Origin of the sequence: Mesorhizobium sp. B4-1-1 (genome assembly GCF_006439375.1) — a bacterium.
Classification (GTDB): Bacteria; Pseudomonadota; Alphaproteobacteria; order Rhizobiales; family Rhizobiaceae; genus Mesorhizobium.
Genome location: NZ_VFTH01000016.1, coordinates 36,899 through 53,772, shown reverse-complemented (window position 1 = coordinate 53,772; position 16,874 = coordinate 36,899). Strand labels below are relative to the sequence as shown.

Annotated in this window: 21 protein-coding genes; 6 read left to right on the top strand and 15 right to left on the bottom strand. The window is 63.7% G+C overall.

The features are described from left to right. The first annotated feature begins 265 nt into the window (after positions 1 to 265). Positions 266 to 853, top strand: a complete 588-nt coding sequence (gene raiA, locus FJW10_RS21305; protein WP_040997480.1) for a ribosome-associated translation inhibitor RaiA — start codon at positions 266 to 268, stop codon at positions 851 to 853. 61 nt (positions 854 to 914) lie between these two features. Continuing rightward, positions 915 to 1,379: a PTS IIA-like nitrogen regulatory protein PtsN gene (gene ptsN, locus FJW10_RS21300; RefSeq protein WP_140836110.1), complete on the top strand. Its 465-nt coding sequence runs from the start codon at positions 915 to 917 to the stop codon at positions 1,377 to 1,379. Between the two features lie 68 nt (positions 1,380 to 1,447). On the opposite strand, the gene FJW10_RS21295 is transcribed toward ptsN, so the two are convergent. Next, the gene (locus tag FJW10_RS21295; RefSeq protein WP_140658061.1) at positions 1,448 to 1,705 is read right to left on the bottom strand and encodes a DUF1150 family protein; all 258 of its coding nucleotides are present in this window, start codon (positions 1,703 to 1,705) and stop codon (positions 1,448 to 1,450) included. Between the two features lie 63 nt (positions 1,706 to 1,768). Beyond that, a complete protein-coding gene (locus FJW10_RS21290; protein WP_140837232.1) occupies positions 1,769 to 2,194 on the bottom strand; it encodes an Hsp20 family protein in 426 nt (141 codons plus the stop codon). 243 nt (positions 2,195 to 2,437) lie between these two features. Between FJW10_RS21290 and FJW10_RS21285 the strand changes: the two genes are divergently transcribed. Then, positions 2,438 to 3,382 (top strand): nucleoside hydrolase, encoded by a 945-nt coding sequence (locus tag FJW10_RS21285; RefSeq protein WP_140901517.1) that lies wholly within the window; start codon positions 2,438 to 2,440, stop codon positions 3,380 to 3,382. Between the two features lie 27 nt (positions 3,383 to 3,409). On the opposite strand, the gene FJW10_RS21280 is transcribed toward FJW10_RS21285, so the two are convergent. The 9 genes from FJW10_RS21280 to FJW10_RS21240 form a co-directional block, all read right to left on the bottom strand. After that, positions 3,410 to 3,790, bottom strand: a complete 381-nt coding sequence (locus FJW10_RS21280) for a hypothetical protein (RefSeq protein WP_140658067.1) — start codon at positions 3,788 to 3,790, stop codon at positions 3,410 to 3,412. Positions 3,791 to 3,865: 75 nt separating this feature from the next. Next, positions 3,866 to 4,480: a LysE family translocator gene (locus tag FJW10_RS21275; protein ID WP_140644555.1), complete on the bottom strand. Its 615-nt coding sequence runs from the start codon at positions 4,478 to 4,480 to the stop codon at positions 3,866 to 3,868. Between the two features lie 104 nt (positions 4,481 to 4,584). Next, positions 4,585 to 6,042, bottom strand: coding sequence for an amidase (locus FJW10_RS21270; protein ID WP_210239817.1), 1,458 nt, complete (start codon positions 6,040 to 6,042; stop codon positions 4,585 to 4,587). Further along, complete coding sequence (locus FJW10_RS21265; protein ID WP_140901516.1) at positions 6,042 to 6,947, bottom strand: ribokinase; 906 nt, start codon at positions 6,945 to 6,947, stop codon at positions 6,042 to 6,044. The genes FJW10_RS21270 and FJW10_RS21265 overlap by 1 nt, the downstream gene beginning before the upstream one ends. Positions 6,948 to 7,099: 152 nt before the next feature. Beyond that, positions 7,100 to 7,579 (bottom strand): hypothetical protein, encoded by a 480-nt coding sequence (locus tag FJW10_RS21260; protein WP_140837240.1) that lies wholly within the window; start codon positions 7,577 to 7,579, stop codon positions 7,100 to 7,102. Beyond that, a complete protein-coding gene (locus FJW10_RS21255) occupies positions 7,557 to 8,108 on the bottom strand; it encodes a hypothetical protein (protein ID WP_140837242.1) in 552 nt (183 codons plus the stop codon). Before FJW10_RS21255 ends, FJW10_RS21260 begins: the two co-directional genes overlap by 23 nt. Then, the gene (locus tag FJW10_RS21250; RefSeq protein ID WP_246674342.1) at positions 8,075 to 8,458 is read right to left on the bottom strand and encodes a hypothetical protein; all 384 of its coding nucleotides are present in this window, start codon (positions 8,456 to 8,458) and stop codon (positions 8,075 to 8,077) included. Before FJW10_RS21250 ends, FJW10_RS21255 begins: the two co-directional genes overlap by 34 nt. 32 nt (positions 8,459 to 8,490) lie before the next feature. After that, a complete protein-coding gene (locus tag FJW10_RS21245) occupies positions 8,491 to 8,964 on the bottom strand; it encodes a hypothetical protein (protein WP_140837246.1) in 474 nt (157 codons plus the stop codon). A gap of 238 nt (positions 8,965 to 9,202) precedes the next feature. Continuing rightward, positions 9,203 to 10,108, bottom strand: a complete 906-nt coding sequence (locus tag FJW10_RS21240) for a methylated-DNA--[protein]-cysteine S-methyltransferase (RefSeq protein ID WP_246674340.1) — start codon at positions 10,106 to 10,108, stop codon at positions 9,203 to 9,205. Positions 10,109 to 10,220: 112 nt separating this feature from the next. On the opposite strand from FJW10_RS21240, the gene FJW10_RS21235 reads away from it, so the two are divergent. Beyond that, on the top strand, positions 10,221 to 11,039 hold the full coding sequence (locus FJW10_RS21235; RefSeq protein ID WP_246674339.1) for a class I SAM-dependent methyltransferase: 819 nt from the start codon (positions 10,221 to 10,223) through the stop codon (positions 11,037 to 11,039). 84 nt (positions 11,040 to 11,123) lie between these two features. Here FJW10_RS21235 and FJW10_RS21230 read toward each other — a convergent pair whose 3' ends face one another. After that, positions 11,124 to 11,618, bottom strand: a complete 495-nt coding sequence (locus FJW10_RS21230) for a DUF2244 domain-containing protein (protein WP_140644552.1) — start codon at positions 11,616 to 11,618, stop codon at positions 11,124 to 11,126. Between the two features lie 23 nt (positions 11,619 to 11,641). On the opposite strand from FJW10_RS21230, the gene nth reads away from it, so the two are divergent. Next, a complete protein-coding gene (nth, locus tag FJW10_RS21225) occupies positions 11,642 to 12,448 on the top strand; it encodes an endonuclease III (protein WP_140837250.1) in 807 nt (268 codons plus the stop codon). Here nth and FJW10_RS21220 read toward each other — a convergent pair. After that, positions 12,445 to 12,900 carry a DUF2214 family protein gene (locus FJW10_RS21220; RefSeq protein WP_140837252.1) on the bottom strand — a complete coding sequence of 152 codons (456 nt, stop codon included), beginning with the start codon at positions 12,898 to 12,900 and terminating at the stop codon, positions 12,445 to 12,447. The two genes, nth and FJW10_RS21220, sit on opposite strands and share 4 nt — an antisense overlap. Positions 12,901 to 13,087: 187 nt before the next feature. On the opposite strand from FJW10_RS21220, the gene FJW10_RS21215 reads away from it, so the two are divergent. Beyond that, the gene (locus tag FJW10_RS21215) at positions 13,088 to 13,648 is read left to right on the top strand and encodes a GNAT family N-acetyltransferase (RefSeq protein WP_140901514.1); all 561 of its coding nucleotides are present in this window, start codon (positions 13,088 to 13,090) and stop codon (positions 13,646 to 13,648) included. On the opposite strand, the gene FJW10_RS21210 is transcribed toward FJW10_RS21215, so the two are convergent. Both FJW10_RS21210 and FJW10_RS21205 read right to left on the bottom strand, forming a co-directional pair. Continuing rightward, a complete protein-coding gene (locus FJW10_RS21210) occupies positions 13,645 to 16,131 on the bottom strand; it encodes an EAL domain-containing protein (RefSeq protein WP_140901513.1) in 2,487 nt (828 codons plus the stop codon). The genes FJW10_RS21215 and FJW10_RS21210 overlap by 4 nt on opposite strands. Before the next feature lie 296 nt (positions 16,132 to 16,427). Further along, positions 16,428 to 16,826, bottom strand: a complete 399-nt coding sequence (locus FJW10_RS21205) for a DUF1801 domain-containing protein (protein ID WP_140901512.1) — start codon at positions 16,824 to 16,826, stop codon at positions 16,428 to 16,430. Between the last annotated feature and the right edge of the window lie 48 nt (positions 16,827 to 16,874).

Sequence of the window (16,874 nt, the reverse complement as noted above, 5' to 3'; positions counted from 1 at the left end):
CCCGACAGTTCCCCACAACTCCCAAGCTTGATTGACAAGCTGCAATGAAGTGGCTAGAAGCCCGCCCGCATGAGCAGGGCGGTAATGCCAGCTTGCGAATGGGTCCGTCAGACAAGGCCACGGACGGCCAAGAAGGCGACTTGTGATCAACCGGAAAGTTCGGGTCTAAAATCGGCGCGCAGGCCGCTGCAAAGCTTGTGCGCGCGCACCACGGGTATAAACTCGGGAACAGTTTGAAGCCTGAGCAAGGAAGGTCAGTTTTCAGATGAATCTACGCATTTCGGGAAAACACATGGACATCGGCGATGCGTTCCGTACGCGCATCAACGACCGGGTCGGCGAGGCGATCGAGAAATATTTCGATCGGGGTTTTTCAGGACATGTCACGGTCATCAAATCGGGGTCGCGTTTCTCCGCCGACTGCATGGTCCGGCTCGATTCCGGCGCTTCGCTGCAGGCGACCGGCGACGCCCAGGATCCGACGCTGGCCTTCGAGGCCGCCGCCGACCGCCTGGAAACACGGCTGCGGCGCTACAAGCGCCGGCTGAAGTCGCGCAATACGGGCAACGGCAATGGCGAAGAGCCGACCGACATCGCCTACACCGTGATGGCTCCTCTCACCGACGATGAGGAAGATATTCCGGAGGACTTCGCTCCGGTCATCGTCGCCGAATCAAGCATGACGCTGCGGACCATGTCGGTGGCGTCGGCCGTCATTGAGCTCGATACCAGCGACAGCCCGGTTTTCGTCTTTCGCAATGCCGGAAACGACCATCTCAACATCGTCTACCGCCGGCCGGATGGCAATATCGGCTGGATCGATCCGTCGACGACCAAAGTCGCGCAGGGATAAAAAGCCAGCCGCGCAAGGGGGCGACGACTGGCGCGGCAGGCGAGCAAGGGATTTTTCAAGCATGGATCTCAGTGATCTCATCAGCGTTCCGGCGATCATGCCGACGTTGAAAGCGAATTCCAAAAAGCAGCTTCTGCAATTGCTGTCGGAGAGGGCGTCGGCGATTTCGGGGATTCCGGAACGGGAGGTGTTCGACACCATTCTGCAGCGCGAGCGGCTAGGCTCGACCGGCGTCGGCAACGGCATCGCCATTCCGCACGGCAAGCTCGCCGGCGTGAAGAGGATCGCCGGCGTCTTCGCCCGACTGGAAACGCCGGTCGATTTCGAGGCGCTCGACGACCAGCCGGTCGACCTGGTGTTCCTGCTGCTTGCTCCGGAAGGCGCCGGCGCCGACCATCTCAAGGCGCTGTCGCGCATCGCGCGCGTGCTGCGCGACGCCGACACCGTGGCCAAGATCAGGGGGACGCGCGACGCCGTGGCGATCCACGCCTTGCTGTCGGACACACAGGCCTCGCACGCGGCCTGAAATCTTAGGATTAAAATCTTCGGAGGGTCGCCGTGAGCGGCCCTTTTCATTTCGAAGGTGGAGTCGCGTTAGTGGATCGCGACTGTGGTCAGGTCGTTCTCCAGCGCACCCGCGAGCGCCCGGTCACGGGCATCGGAAAGCAGGATCGGCTGGCCGTTGGCGGCAAACAGCGCCCACAGCTCCATACCGGGAGCGATTTCGTCGAGGCCGGGGAAGCGACCGCGGAGGTCGTCGCTCGACACTTTCCTGAGATAGGCGACCGAACCTTCGCCGAGATGGGCGAGTTCGCCGCTGGTCATGGTGGTGGTTTCGTCAGTTCTGGTCATTTCAAGCCTCCTTGGCGCGAGGACGCCAGGATTGGCCGCCTCGCATAGAGCCATCGGCAAAGATCAGTCTTTCACCGATATGTTTATTTTCCGTACCAGCCGCTCGGCCTCCGGCCGGTCCAGGTCGACCGACAACAGGCCGTTCTTCAGTTCCGCCGCAATCACCCGCATGCCGTCGGCCAGCACAAAACAGCGCTGGAACTGGCGCGCGGCGATTCCGCGGTGGAGGAATTCGCGCTCGGTGTCGTCAGTCTGACGTCCGCGCACGATTAGCTGGTTTTCCTCCGTGGTGACATCGAGGTCGCTCTCGGCAAAACCGGCAACGGCCAGCGTGATGCGCAGCCTTTCGGCGTTGCCGTCGGCTGCGCCGAGGCGCTCGATATTGTACGGGGGATAGCTGTCGCCGGACTTCGCCAGACGCTCAAGCGTCTTTTCCATGGCATCGAAGCCCAGAAGAAGCGGGCTGGAGAAGGGCGTCATTCGACTCATTGTTACATTGTCCTCTGAAGAGCGACACAAACTGGAAAAACCCGGATGGCATTTTTCCCGATGGTCTTGATATGGTCCGCCGCGCGATCAAGTTCAAGCCACTGAAATCAGGATGACGTTTCGTTGAACCGCCATCCTGACTCAGCTCTTCGTTGGAGCATGATCCTGTCCGAAAGCCGGTTCCCACTTTTCGGGATCATGCTCTAAATCCCGCCCAAAAAGACTCCCCCAAAAGGAATTGAAATGCCCCAGTCCAGAAAGATCATCATCGACACCGATCCCGGCCAGGACGATGCCGTCGCCATATTGCTGGCGCTCGGCAGTTCGGAGCTGGAGATCGTCGGTATCACCGCGGTTGCCGGCAATGTGCCGCTGAAGCTGACCCAGAACAACGCCCGCAAGATCTGCGAGCTGGCCGGCAGGCCGGACGTCAAGGTCTATGCCGGCGCCATTCGCCCGCTGGCGCGCGAACTCGTCACCGCCGAGGAAGTGCACGGCAAGACAGGCCTGAACGGCCCGCAACTGCCCGAGCCGACCATGCCGTTGCAGGAACAATACGCCGTCGATTTCATTGTCGAGACGCTGATGCGCGAGGAAAGCGGCACGATCACGCTCTGCCCGCTCGGACCGCTCACCAACATCGCGCTGGCGCTGATCCGCGAGCCGAGGATCGCGCCCCGCATCAAGGAAATCGTCTTGATGGGCGGCGGCTTCTTCGAGGGCGGCAACGTCACGCCGGCCGCCGAATTCAACATCTATGTCGACCCGCAGGCCGCCGATCTGGTGTTCAAGTCGGGCATTCCGATCGTGATGATGCCGCTCGACGTCACCCACAAGGCGCTGACCACGTCCAAGCGCACGCAGGCTTTCCGCCAGCTCGGCACCAAGGTCGGCACCGCGACTGCCGAGATGCTGGAGTTTTTCGAGCGCTATGACGAGGAAAAATACGGCACCGATGGCGGGCCGCTGCACGATCCGTGCGTGATCGCCTATCTGATCAAGCCGGAGCTGTTCAAGGGCCGCCATTGCAATGTCAGCGTCGAGACCGCGTCGGAGCTCACCATGGGCATGACGGTGATCGACTGGTGGGGTGTCACCAAGCGGAAAAAGAACGCCACCGTGATGCGCGACATCGACCATGACGGCTTCTTCGCGCTGCTGGTGGAGAGGCTGGGGCGACTCAACTGACCGTCGAGGATTACAAGGCGTGCGCCGTCACCCGTCGAACAATCGGTAGGTGTCGACGCCCCGCTTGTGGTGCTGCCGCTCGATGGGGATGATCGAGCCGATAGAGTGAGGAGTCCCCACATCGCCATCGACCAAGACCAGCGCATTGTCGTCTTGAAGACGGACGTCGTAGATATAGTAGATCCCGCGACCAACTGCGGCTTTGGGATTAATAGGTGCCAAGCTGACATGCTCAACTACGCCCGTCACACGTTGCGTTGCAACGACAGGATCGTTCTGCAGCCTTAAGACGGAAGCCCCAACCGTCAGTGCCAAGGCGCAGAAGAAAGCGACGCCGAGGACGGCGTCGCTGTACTCGTATCGCCAAATAAGCAAGCGATTCCGGAAGGAAACGTTTGACTTGTTCATGACTAAGAGTTGTGGGGGCGCTCACAGCTCTTCAATATGCTTGCAAAAATAATTGGGGGACGGCGGGTCCGTCGCTCACTTCGCCTTCGAAAACGCCAGCCATAGCCCGCCGCCGACCAGGAAGCTGCCGCTGATCCTGGACATCAGCCTGACGCGGCTGGCCGACAGCAGCCGGCCGGCGCGGCCGGCGGCAAGCGCGTAGGTCGAATCCGACATGGCGGCGAAGATCATCGCGGTCAGGCCCATCACGACGATCTGTAGCGTGTAATTGCCCTGCGGCGCGATGAACTGCGGGAAGAAGGCGCCGAAGAAGACCAAGGTCTTCGGATTGCTGATCGCCACCAGAAAACCCTGCAGGAAAAAGCCGCCGCGCGGTTTTCTTGCCGTTCCGTCGGGATTGAGCGTGCCCTTGGAGCGGAACATCTGCACGCCCATCCAGATCAGATAGGCGGCGCCGATCAGCCGCACCCACTCGAACCAGTGGCCCATGCCGGCGATCAGCGTGTTGAGGCCGATGCCGACGATGGCGATCATGATGGCGAGCCCGGCCTGGGTGCCGGCGACGTTGGCCAGGCCCGCGCGCGAGCCGTGGCGGATGCTGTTGGCGATGATCAGCGTCACCGTCGGACCGGGCACCAGGATGATGACGATGCAGGCAACGACATAGGTTGCGTAAAGTTCCAGCGACATGGCTTTCCTCGGACGGACAGAGGTGGTGCAGCGGTGGCCGCCGGATCAATGCACGGCTTCACTGTCGGCGCAAGCGATGCCGACTTGCCCGATTCAGAGGCTGCTCAGCAGGCGCCCGCCGTCCACGGCAATATCGCCTCATAGGCGGCGCCGGCCTTGAGCACGGCGAGGTCGCCGCGTGGGCGGCCGATCAACTGCATGCCCATGGGTCGGCCCTTCCCGTCGAACCCCGCCGGGACGCTGAGCGCCGGGCAGCCGCCCAGGGTGGCGAAGGCGGAGACCTGCATCCAGCGGTGATAGCTGTCCATGGGTCGTCCCGCGACCTCGCGCGGCCAGTGGGTCGAGACGTCGAATGGGAAGACTTGCGCGGTCGGCAGCGCGATCAGGTCGAAACGCTCGAACAGCGAAAGCAGCGTTCGGTGCCACGAGGTGCGCCGGACGCTGGCGGCATGGACCTGCGGCGCGGTCAGGCCCATCGCCTGCTCCACTTCCCAGACAGCCTCGGGCTTCAGAAGTTTGCGTTTAGCCGGGTCGTCGTAGTGCGCCTTCAGCCCGCAACCGCTGCTCGCCTGGCGCAAGGTGACAAAGGCCTGCCAGAGCGCCTCGAAATCGACATCCGGTACCAGGGCCTCGGTGCGGAAGGATGCTGCGGCGAAGCGGGTAAGCGCGGCCTCGCAAAGGTCGAGCACGCCCGGTTCCGTCGGCAGGCGGCCGCCGAGATCGCCCAGCCAGGCGATGCGGCCGCCGGCCACTTTCGCGCCCAAACCGTCGAGGAACGAACCCTCCTTGGCATATGACAACGGCGCGTGCGGGTGATAGCCGGCCTGTTCGTCGAGCAAAAGCGCGATGTCGCGAATGTTGCGGCCCATCGGCCCTTCGACGCCCATCTGCGAATGAAAGACATCGAAGTCCGGGCCTGCAGGCACAAGGCCCTGCGAGGGACGGAAGCCGTAGACATTGTTGTAGGCTGCCGGATTGCGCAGCGAGCCGCCGAAGTCGCTGCCATCGGCGACCGGCACCATATCGAGCGCCAGCGCCACGGCCGCGCCGCCGCTCGAGCCGCCGGCGGTCAGCGCGGGGTCGAAGGCGTTGAGCGTCGGCCCGAAGACCGGATTGTAGGTGTTGGAGCCCAGCCCGAATTCCGGGACATTGGTCTTGCCGATGATGATGGCGCCGGCCTTGCGGACGCGCTCGACGAAGAAATCGTCCACGTCGGGGATGAAATCGGCGAAGATCGGCGAGCCGAAGGTGGTTCTGAGCTCCCTGGTCAGGGCGAGGTCCTTGATGGCGATCGGCAGGCCGAAGAGCGATCCGGCCTCGCCGCCGCGTGCCAGATGGGCATCCGCCCTGTCGGCCTCGGCCAGGATATCGGCGCGCTCGCGCAGCGAAACGACGGCGTTGACCAGCGGGTTCACCGCCTCGATGCGGTCGAGGAAAGCGCCGGCTACCTCGCGCGCCGACAAATGGCGCTGCCTGATCTTCTGGGCAAGCTCGACGGCGGAGAGGCGGCAGATATCGCCGGCCGGCGGCGCTACGTGCTTGGTGACGGGACGCATGGCCATTACCGCGCCGCCGCCAGGGCCGCGTCGACATCCTTTGCCGGTGGAATTGCCGGCTGCGCGCCGGGTTTCAGGCAGGCGAGCGAACCGGCCGCGGCGGCGCGGGTGAGCGCCTCCTGAAGCGGCAGGCCGGACGACAGGCCGGCGCCGAAATAACCGCAGAAGGTGTCGCCCGCGCCGACCGTGTCGACCGGCGTGATCTTCAGCGCCGGAACGGTGAGGAAATCGTCCGGCGTGGCGGCCAGCACGCCGTCGCCACCGAGCGTGACGACGATGGCGCGGCCTGTCTTCTTGGCATAGTCGCGCATGCGGGCAGGGCGATCGCGTCCCGAAAGCGCCAGCGCCTCGCCATAGAGATCGAACTCGGTTTCGTTGGCGACGGCATAATCGGCCTTGCCGACGAAGCCGGCGGCCTCGGCACGGAAAGGGGCGGTGTTGAGCACGCTGACGGCGTCCGCCGCGCGCGCCGCGTCGAGTGTGGCGTCGACCGTCTGCAGCGGGATCTCATGCTGCAAGAGCACGACGTCGCCCTTCTTGAGGAAGGCCTTGGCGACATCGCCCGGCACCACCGAATCATTGGCGCCCGGCACGACGGCGATGACGTTCTCTCCATCAGCGCCGACCAGGATCAACGCCGTGCCGGTGGAAGCGAAGCTCTGGCCGACACCGGACAGATCGACATTGCCGGCCTTGAGAAGGGCAAGCGCCTCGGCGGCAAAGCTATCCTTGCCGACCGCGCCCACCATGCGTACCTCGGCGCCGGCGCGCGCCGCGGCCAGGGCCTGGTTGGCGCCCTTGCCGCCAGGCGCGGTGGCGAAGCCGGAGCCGCGCACCGTCTCGCCGGGGTCCGGCAAGCGGTCGACATTGGCGATGAGGTCGAGGTTGATCGAACCGACAACGATAATCAAGAAGTGCCTCCTGCCGGGACGCGCTGCCCCCCGATTGAAGGTCGAGCCACCCCAAGTGCCTGCTTTTACACAATTGATTGCGCGGGAGGCTAGCGGCAAAGACCGCCTGTCGCCAGATCATGTCGGTTGTGCGCGCCCGTGGCCCACAGGCATCATTCGCAGCGCACCGTGACCATGCCCTGATAATTACCCGCCGGGAAGATGCCGGGCGACTTCGTGGCGGTTAGATCGACCTGGATGGTGTGGGTGCCGTTGGTCACCGGCTGCGGCGTGCTGCCTGGTATGTCCACCCCGGATCCGTCGAGCCGAAAGACCGTGGCGAAAGTGACGTTGGTGTCGCCGCCGCTCGGAGCGGAGGTGAAGGCGATCGGCGCCGGCGCGGAGACGGAGTAGCAGTCCAACAGGTTGAGGATCGAACACAGCGTCGAGTTCGCGGTGATGGTGGCGCCGGCGCTCGACCCGCCCGCCTGCTTGGAACCAAAGATGTTGATGGCGGGGTTCGGTTTCATCGCTCCCGACGCGCCGATCATGATCGTGCAGGTGCCGATGATCGCCGCCTGCGCCGGGAGACAGAGGCCGGCAAGCGCCGCCAGCGCGAACAGCGCGCGGCTATTTCCGCTTCTTCTTTTCACTGCCGGTCGTGCCTCTGATGCTCCAGCCTTCGTTGGCCCATCCTGCTGATTTGACCTGGGCCGCGCTGGCCTGGGGCGCGGGACCCTGGGGTGCTGGGGCGGCCACACTTCCTGTCGTCTGACCGTCGGCGCCGAGGCCCATTTTAAGAAGCTTCAATTCAAGCTGCAGGCGCTCGACTTCCAACTCGTAGAGGCGGCTGCAATCGACACGTTTCGGCGTCCGCCCGATCGGGATCACCACGCGGCCGTATGTGGCGATGTCGCTGTTGGCCTGGTTGCTGCTGTTGTTGCCGCGGATGACGCCGAGGTCGAAATAGGCGCCGCTGCCGGAAACGGCCGAGCGGCAGGTCGTGCCGTCGCTGGCATGAACCTCGTCCTGGCCCTGAGGCAGGCTGACGCCGGGCAGGCTGAAACCGGTCTGGTTCTGATTCAGATTCAGGATGTCCTCGGCAAGCCCCCGACTTACGACAGCCAAGGCGGACAGCAGGGACAAGGTCAGAACCTGCGATGCCCGAAAAACTTTCCGCATATCTGTGCCCTTATCTGGGTCCGCTCGCTTGGAAAGGGGATACTCTCGGTACAGATACGCACTTTACGCTCTTTCGCGCCGCCGAACGGGACGACCACCAGTACAGGGCGCGATGCCTGGCCGGCCAAAAGGAAGGCGCTCGGGGTGATCCTGGCGTCGACCGGCTGGAAATCCTGGTCGTAGACATGGACTTCGACACGTATGCGCTGGTTGTACGGGTTGCCCGGGAAGACGCGGACGGCGAAGGCATCCGTGAAGGATCGCACCTCGCCGCGCATCGGCGTCATCGACTGGCCCGTCGCGGCGATGGGAGACAGCACGGCAGTCAAGCCCGCCGCCAGAATCGCAATCGTTCTCAAGGACCGCTCCTTTCGCGACAAGACTATTCGCAGCGCAGCGTCACCGTTGCCTGGTAGTTGCCGGCGGAGAAGCGGTTTGTGCCGCTCTTGGTGCCGGCAAGATTGACCGCGACCGTCGACGTGCCTGGCACCGTCAGCGCGGTCGCGGTGCCGGTTTCGGCAATCGTCTGCGCGCCGGAGGTGGCGAAGGTCGGCGTCCATGTCGTCGCCGTGGTGTCCGAGGCCGGTACCGTCGTCGTGGTGACTGGGTCGACGCTGAGCGAGACGCCGCCCGTGGTGTCGACCTGAGCGCTGCCGGCCGAACCGCCGATATTGTGCGAGCTCAGCGACTGGAGATTGCTGCTGACGGTCATCGTGCCGTTGGAGTTGATCGTGACCGTGCAGGTCGCGGTGATCGTACCATTGAACAGCACATTTCCGGTGGTGGCGGCCGATGCTGCCTGGCCGGCGCCGGCGGCGAGCACGCTCGCAGCCATGGCGGCGCGGAAGAACTTCATTGAGACCCCTCTTTCGAGCCGGATGATGCAGCTCGACATCGGGGTTATCTTCCCTTTATCGTGGTTAATTTAGCGTTAAATGAAATAACGCCGGAAAACAACTTAAAAGAAAACCGGCGATAACCAGAGATTGTCGCCGGTTGCATCTCATGCATAAAACAATGTATTTATTCAGTTTGTGCCGATTTATACTTCGATACACGGTTTTTCGCAATGGGGTGCGAAAAAATCGATTGTTTCAGGACGTCACTTGTCCCGCTTCCCAGCCGAGGATGGCGCGCTTGCGCGTCAGGCCCCAGTGATAGCCGGTGAGCGCGCCGGATTTGCCCAGCGCCCGGTGGCAGGGCACTACGAACGACATCGGGTTGGCGCCCACGGCCGCGCCGACGGCCCGGCTGGCGCTGGGATGGCCGATGCTTGCCGCGATCGAGGAATAGGTGCAGGCCCTGCCCATCGGGATGCGCAGCAACGCTTCCCAGACGCGAAGCTGGAAATCGGTGCCGATCATCACCACGCGCAGCGGCTGGTCGGCGCGCCATTGCGTCGGGTCGAAGACCCGCGCGGCGTAAGCCTGGGTGGCCGACATGTCCTCGACGTAAGTCGCGTTCGGCCAGCGGCCGGACATATCGGCGAAGGCCGACCGCTCGCCGCCGGCGTCACAGAAGGCCAGGCCGGCGAGACCCCGATCGGTGACCATGATCAGCGCAATGCCGAAAGGCGAGATGTGGTAGCCGTAGCGGATGGTGAGACCCGCGCCCCGGGTCTTGTAGTCGCCGGGCGACATCGCCTCATGGGTGACGAAGAGGTCGTGCAGCCGGCCGGGACCCGACATGCCGAGCTCGAACGAGGTCTCCAGCAGCGGCATGCCGGAATCGAGCAGCCTGCGCGCATGGTCGAGCGTCACTGCCTGCAGGAAGGCCTTGGGCGACAGGCCGGCCCAGCGGGTGAAGAGTTTCTGCAGGCCGGTGGGCGTCTCGCCGACCTCTTCGGCCAAGACCTCGAGCGAGGGCTGGTCGCGATAATCGAGGCTGATCTTCTCGATGGCGCGGCGCACGACGTCGTAGTCGCTGCCTTCCGGGGTGATGTCGTTCTGGAGGATAGCGGTTGGTTTCATGCGGGTATTCATGGTCATCCGAGCGTTCATGGCAATATCTCCTTGGTCCCGAATATCGGTCTTCCAGAACTTTGCCTCCACCCGAAACTTGCCTTCCCGCCATCCACACCCAGATAGAGTGAGCTTCGGGCCGAAGAGGACAATGATGGCCGGCGAAAAGGTTGATCTGACCGGGGCAAGGGAGACCTTGCTGATGACGCTCTACGGCAAGGCGCTGGAGAGCCGGCTGCCCAATTCATTGCTTCAGGATCGCTTCGCCGACGAGGCGGTGCGCAAGATCGACTATGATTTCGCAAGGCTCAAGGTCGACGGCAATCTCGGGCTGGGATTTGCAATCAGGGCGAAGACACTGGACGTCTGCATAGCGGATTTCCTCGCAAGATATCCGGACGCGATCGTGCTGCATCTGGGATGCGGGCTCGATACGCGGATATTTCGCGTCGACCCGCCGCAAGACGTCGACTGGTTCGACGTCGATTATCCGGACGTCGTCGAGCTCAGGCGCAGGCTCTATCCGTCCAGGGACTGTTACCATCTGATCGCTTCCTCGGTGACCGAACCGGGCTGGCTGGCCGCGGTGCCCCGCAATCGCCCGGCGATCGTGGCGGCCGAGGGGCTGACGCCCTATCTTCCAGCCGAGGAGGGACCGCGGCTGCTTGCGCGGCTTGTCTCGCATCTTGCCGGCGGCGAGCTGATGTTCGACGCCTATAGCCGGTTCGGCCTGAAGCTGATGCGCCTCAATCCGGCGATCAAGGCGACCGGCGCCGAAGTTCATTGGGCCATAGAGGATCCGCGCGAATTGGAGCGGGCGGTGCCCAAACTTCGCTTCATCGGCGAGATCCCATCCTACAAGCCGGAGCAAGGGACGCGCCTGGGCTGGTCAGCGCGTCTGTTCGTCGGTCTCTGGAAGCTCATCCCAGCGATGCGCAAGGTCGGCAGGCTGTTGCGCTACCGGTTCTGAGAGGCTTGTTTGCTCCAAGCATGATCTTGTCCGAAAACCGGCGTCCACTTTTCGCTGACGCGGACCTTCGGTTCGGGATCGTGCTCAGCGTGTCTTGGCGGTCGCCAGCGCGCGCGAGAAGGCGGTGGCAAAACTCTCGCGATCGTCGGGATTGAGGAAACCGCCGATCGCCACGCTCTTGCCCTGCGCTTCGACGGCCATCTTGGTGATGCCGATCTCGCTGTGGCGGGCGATCGAAAACCGCGTCCAGAACGGATTGAAATGATGCGCTTCCGAACGACCGGACGGCGCTGTCTTGCGAATGTCGAGACTGGTGCGCGAGACCGAGATTTCCTCGCGGGCGCGCGCGGCCCGGTAATTGGCGCGGAACGCGATGTAGACGGCGATCACGTCGAGGCCGAAGAAGCCGAACACCGGCCAGGCGCCGTGCGCGAGGAAGAAGGCGCCGGTGACCGCCCAGCCGAACAGAAGCGCTCCCATCAGGATCAGGAAGCCGGTGCGGCCGAGCGAGCGGTGCGGCGTCAGCAAGGCCTGGAAAAATGGCTCGTCGGCCTGGAACGAGGCGTTTGTGTCGCTCATGAGGGAATATTATAGGAAGGGATATGGCGCCTCCCAAGTCGAAAAAATCCGTAGCTGTCAAAAAGTCTCAACCCTCCGCGGTCGGTGGCAGCCGGGCGCCTGGCCGGCGGCCGCGAAAGGCCGCCTCGCGGTCGCTCTATAGCCCCGCCGAGGTGCATGAGATATTCCGGCGTTTTTCGGTGCAGCGGCCTGAGCCGAAAGGCGAGCTCGACTATGTCAACGCCTTCACCCTGCTGGTCGCGGTGGTGCTGTCCGCACAAGCGACCGACGCCGGCGTCAACAAGGCGACGAAGGCGCTGTTCGCGGCGGCCGACACGCCGGCCAAGATGCTGGCATTGGGCGAGACCAAGGTCGGCGATTACATCCGCACCATCGGTCTGTGGCGCAACAAGGCGAAGAACGTGATCGCGCTGTCGAAAGCGCTGATCGACGATTATGCGGGCCAGGTGCCTCAGGATCGCGACGAGCTGGTGAAGCTGCCGGGCGTCGGGCGCAAGACCGCCAATGTCGTGCTCAACGTCGCCTTCGGCCAGCACACGATGGCGGTCGACACGCATATCTTCCGTATCGGCAACCGGATCGGGCTGGCGCCCGGCAAGACGCCGGAACAGGTCGAAGAAGGGCTGCTCAAGGTCATTCCCGCCGAATATATGCGCCATGCGCATCACTGGCTGATCCTGCATGGCCGCTATGTCTGCAAGGCGCGCAAGCCCGACTGCCCGGCCTGCGTCATCGCCGACATCTGCAAGTCGAAGGAAAAGACCACCGACGTGCCGGCCCCGCTGGTGCCGATCGCGCCACTGGACGAGACGTTTCCGGCCGAGGCCTAGTAGCCGTAGCCGCGCGCCATCGCCGCGGCGAAGACGGGGATCAGCAGGAAGACAAAGCCCTCGGCGCGGACATAGTTCTTCACCGAGGCCAATTCCGCCGCCGGCACCGCGAAAGACGGGTTGCCGCTCGCCTGCCTGTTCCAGGAGATGAAGCGCATGGTCGGCACGATCGACAGCAGGCCGACGATGGCGAAGGCCACCATCTTTGCCCAGAACACCCAATTGTAGATGTAGAATTCCCAGCCTTTCAGGCCAAAGAACACACGGCAGACGCCGACGATGACGATGAGCGCGGCGACGATGCCGTAGTGGCGGTCGATGCCGGCAAGGCGCTTCAGCGTCGCCGCTGCCAGATCGCCGCGCACCAGCACGAACTCCGCGCCGATGATACCGGCCAGCGAGAACACCAGAAGGTGATGCGCGATCGCCAGCAACAGGTCCGTGGTGTCCATGGTGCGTCTCCGGTCGACTTGCGTTTCTGGGTCGGTTTCGCGCGCAAACTAGCATCGCCAGGCGAAAAGCCCATAGCGATGCAGCCGTGCCATGGCCATTATGGCTGGAAGAGCCACCGCATTATCGTGGCTCTTGTTCGAGCGCGCTGGTTTGCTAAGCGCTGCCGCCTCAATGGAGGGGAATGCCATGAGCGTCAAAACGGAAGACGGCGTGCCGATCCTTGAGACGGCGCGGACCGTCCTGCGGCCGCATCGGCTCGGCGATTTCGAGACCTATGCCGCCATGTGGGCAGAGCCCGCCGTCACCCGGTTCATCGGCGGCAAGCCGCGCACGCGCGAAGAGAGCTGGATGCGCTTCCTGCGCCATGCCGGCCTGTGGTCGCTGATCGGCTACGGTTTCTGGGCGATCGAGGACAAGGAGACCAAGCGCTTCATCGGTGAGGCCGGGTTCCACGATCTGAAGCGCGAGATCGAGCCGTCGATCGAAGGCGTGCCGGAGGCAGGCTGGGCGCTGGCCTCGGAGGCGCATGGCCAGGGGCTTGCGAGCGAGATCGTCGGGCGGATCGTCGCCTGGAGCGACGAGGCGTTGGGGCAGGCGATAACCGTCTGCATCATCGATCCGGAAAACGGCGCTTCGCTCAAGGTGGCCGAGAAGAACGGCTATCGCGAAATCCTGCGCACCACCTATCACGAAAAGCCGACGATCCTGTTGGAAAGGCCGGCCGGATCGAGCGGCGCCAAGGCCTAACCAGCTTTGCGGCGCAGGGTCTTGGCCAGCGCGTCCCAGGCATCCGTCACCGCACCCTGTGCCGTGTGCCCGCCGTGCAGGACCGTGGCCGCGTCGAATGGCTGGGGTCGCGCGATCGCATAGCCCTGCGCGTAATCGACGCCGATCGCTTTCAAGGCTTCGACGATGCCGTCGCTTTCGACGAATTCGGCGATGGTGCGTTTTCCCGTCACCTTGCCGATATGATGGATCATCTCGACCATCGCGCGATCGATGCGGTCGTCGAGCATGTCCTTGACGAAGCTGCCGTCGATCTTGAGGTAATCGACCGGCAAATGCTTCAGATAGGCGAAGGACGACATGCCGGAGCCGAAATCGTCGAGCGCGAAGCGGCAGCCCAGCCCGCGCAGGTCGGCGATGAAACGCATGGCCTCGGTCAGATTGGCGATGGCGCTGGTCTCGGTGATCTCCAGGCAGATCGTTTCAGGCGCAATGGCGTGCGCGGCGAACTGCTCGCGCATGAAGCCGAGAAACGTCTCGTCGCCGAACGTGGCGCCGGAGAGATTGATCGCGCAGGTGGATATCGGCGTCGCGCACGGATCGGTGCGTCTGGCCGCCAATGTGGCGAAAGCGTTGCGCACCACCCAGCGATCGATCGCCGGCATCAATCCGTAGCGCTCCGCCGCCGGAATGAAGCTCTGCGGGGTGACGAAGCTGCCTTCCTCGTCGGTCAGCCTGAGCAGGATTTCGATATGTGCCCCTGGCTCGGCAATATCGTCCCGCAGCGGCGCGATCTCCTGCGTATGCAGCCTGAAGCGGTTCTCGTCCAGGGCGGCATGCAGGCGCTGCACCCAGGCCATCTCGCCGAAGCGCTCGCGCAACGCCGTGTCGCCGTCGCTGTGGATCTGAACGCGGTTGCGGCCCTTTTCCTTGGCCATGTAGCAGGCGACATCGGCGGCGCGCAGCACCTCCTCCAGCGTCATGCCGACATTGGCGACTTCGACCATGCCGATGCTGACGCTGGTGTTGAACGGACGCCCTTCCCAGGAGAAATGGAGATCCTGGACCGTGGCGCGCAACCGCTCGGCCGTGGCGGCGGCACAGTCGGTATCGCAATCGAAAAGCAGCACGCCGAACTCGTCGCCGCCCAGTCTCGCCAGGATATCGCCGGACGGCAGCTCGTTGGCGAGCAGCACCGAGACCTGGCGCAGCAGCTGGTCGCCGGCGGCATGGCCGCACGTATCGTTGACCAGCTTGAACTGATCGAGGTCGAGATACATCAGCGCGTGCCGGCGCGGCCTTTCCGGCGCCTCGGAGATCGCGCTTGCCAGACGGTTCTCGAAGTCGCGGCGGTTGACGAGACCGGTCAGCGCATCATGGGATGCCTGCCACGAAAGCCGCTCGATATAGTCCTGCTCACGGGTCATGTCGTGCAGGGCCAGGACGCACCCCAGGATCGTACCGGAGACGATCAGCGGAGCACCGTTCAGCGCCACCGGCACGACCGAGCCGTCGGGACGCTCCAGAAGCTGCGGGCGCACATTGGAGCGGCGCGGCTCGCCCGCCAGCAGGCGCGGGACCAGATCGGTCTCCTCGACGCCGCTGTCCTTGTCGACGAGCCGGAACAATGAGGCGACCGGCCTGCCCTTGGCGGCGGCCAGCGAACAGGCAAGCAGCCTTTCCGCTCCGGCATTCATATAGTCCAGCCGCCCCTCGGCATCGGTGCTGATGACGGCCTGGCCGATCGAGGCCAAGGTGATCTGGGCACGTTCGCGCTCGGCGTTGAGGGCGTTCTGGAAGGCCTGGCGCTGCTTCATCAGCTTGCGCGTGCGCCAGACGGCAAGCAGGATAAGCAGGGCGGCAGTAGCGAGATTGGCCGCCGTCAGCGCCATCTTGATGAAGCGCGACCCCTCGCCGAGACTGTCGGAAAAGGCCTTGGAGAGCGGCCCGATCCGGTAGTCGAGCTTGTGGATTTGCGCCTTCCAGAGACCGATCTCGGCCGCGGATGCCGGCCCCTTTTCGAGACTTCGATGCATGTCGTCGCCAAGTCTTTCAATGGCGAGGACCATCTCGTCGGCCGCCGTCCAGTGGCGGATCGCGGTATCGAGATAGCTGACGCCACGGAAATTCCGGAACAGCCAGATCAGACCGGCGACATCGTCGGGATGATTGTTGCCGCCAAGAAAGCCAAGCCTAGCCGCATTCGTGTCGGGCTCGGCCTGTTCGAGCGCAAGCCGCGCGGCGCGATCGGCCAACGGCACGGCGATGGCTTGACGATATTCGCTGAAATACTCTTCCCGGCCGGTGTCGGCATAAAGGCTGAGGAAATAGATGGCGTGCTTCTGCCCCTTCGACCATTGGCTTTCGCCGCCGACATAGGCGCGGACGGCTGACAGCGTGTGGAGGCTAAGCGTCGCAACCAGGGCCTGGATCAGGACGACCGCGACGAAAGGCCAGACCAGCCCGATGAGGCGCGGGGCGGCATCTGTCGATGAGAGCTTCATCCCATTCCCATGGAGCGCGCGCTGGCTCCCCCGGTGTCTGTCCGACTGGCTCATCCGCCGGTTGAGACGATGGTTTTTCCCCACATGTCGTCCGGTTACTGGCGACATCAATCCAGATAGCGTGCCTGGCTTAACAGCCGATAAATTTGTCCAGTATTTGTTTCATAAGTTATTGCTCAGCAACAGAAGGACGCTTACGCGGCGTGATGGCGATATTTGGTGCATAGTATCGATCTGCAGCGCGTGGGCGCGGAAGAAAAAGCCGGCAACATCAACCCGATAGCGCCCCAGCTGTCTCAGCGTTTGGTCTTGGATCTGTTGAGGGCCACGGCTTCGCGAACGAGCGCCTTCAGGGCGGCGGCGTCGACCCCATCGCCTTCCTTGAAATCGATGGCGCGCCTGGTGTTGCCTTCGAGGCTGGAGTTGAAGAGCTTCTTGGGATCGGGCAACGCCGCGCCCCTGGCGAAGGTCAACTTGACGACAGCCTTGTAGGTCTCGCCGGTGCAGATGATGCCGGCATCCTCCCAGACCGGCACGCCGCGCCATTTCCAGGTCTCGACGGCTTCCGGCGCGGCTTGCCTGATCAGTGCGCGGAGCCGGGCAAGCGTCTCGCCGCGCCAGTCGCCGAGTTCCTTGATCCTTCCGTCGATCAGCTCGGATGCAGACTTGTCGCCCTGCGTGCTGCCTTCTTGCATATCCGGTTCTCCTTCGGGGCTGGATAAGAGATCGCCACCATAGCCTTT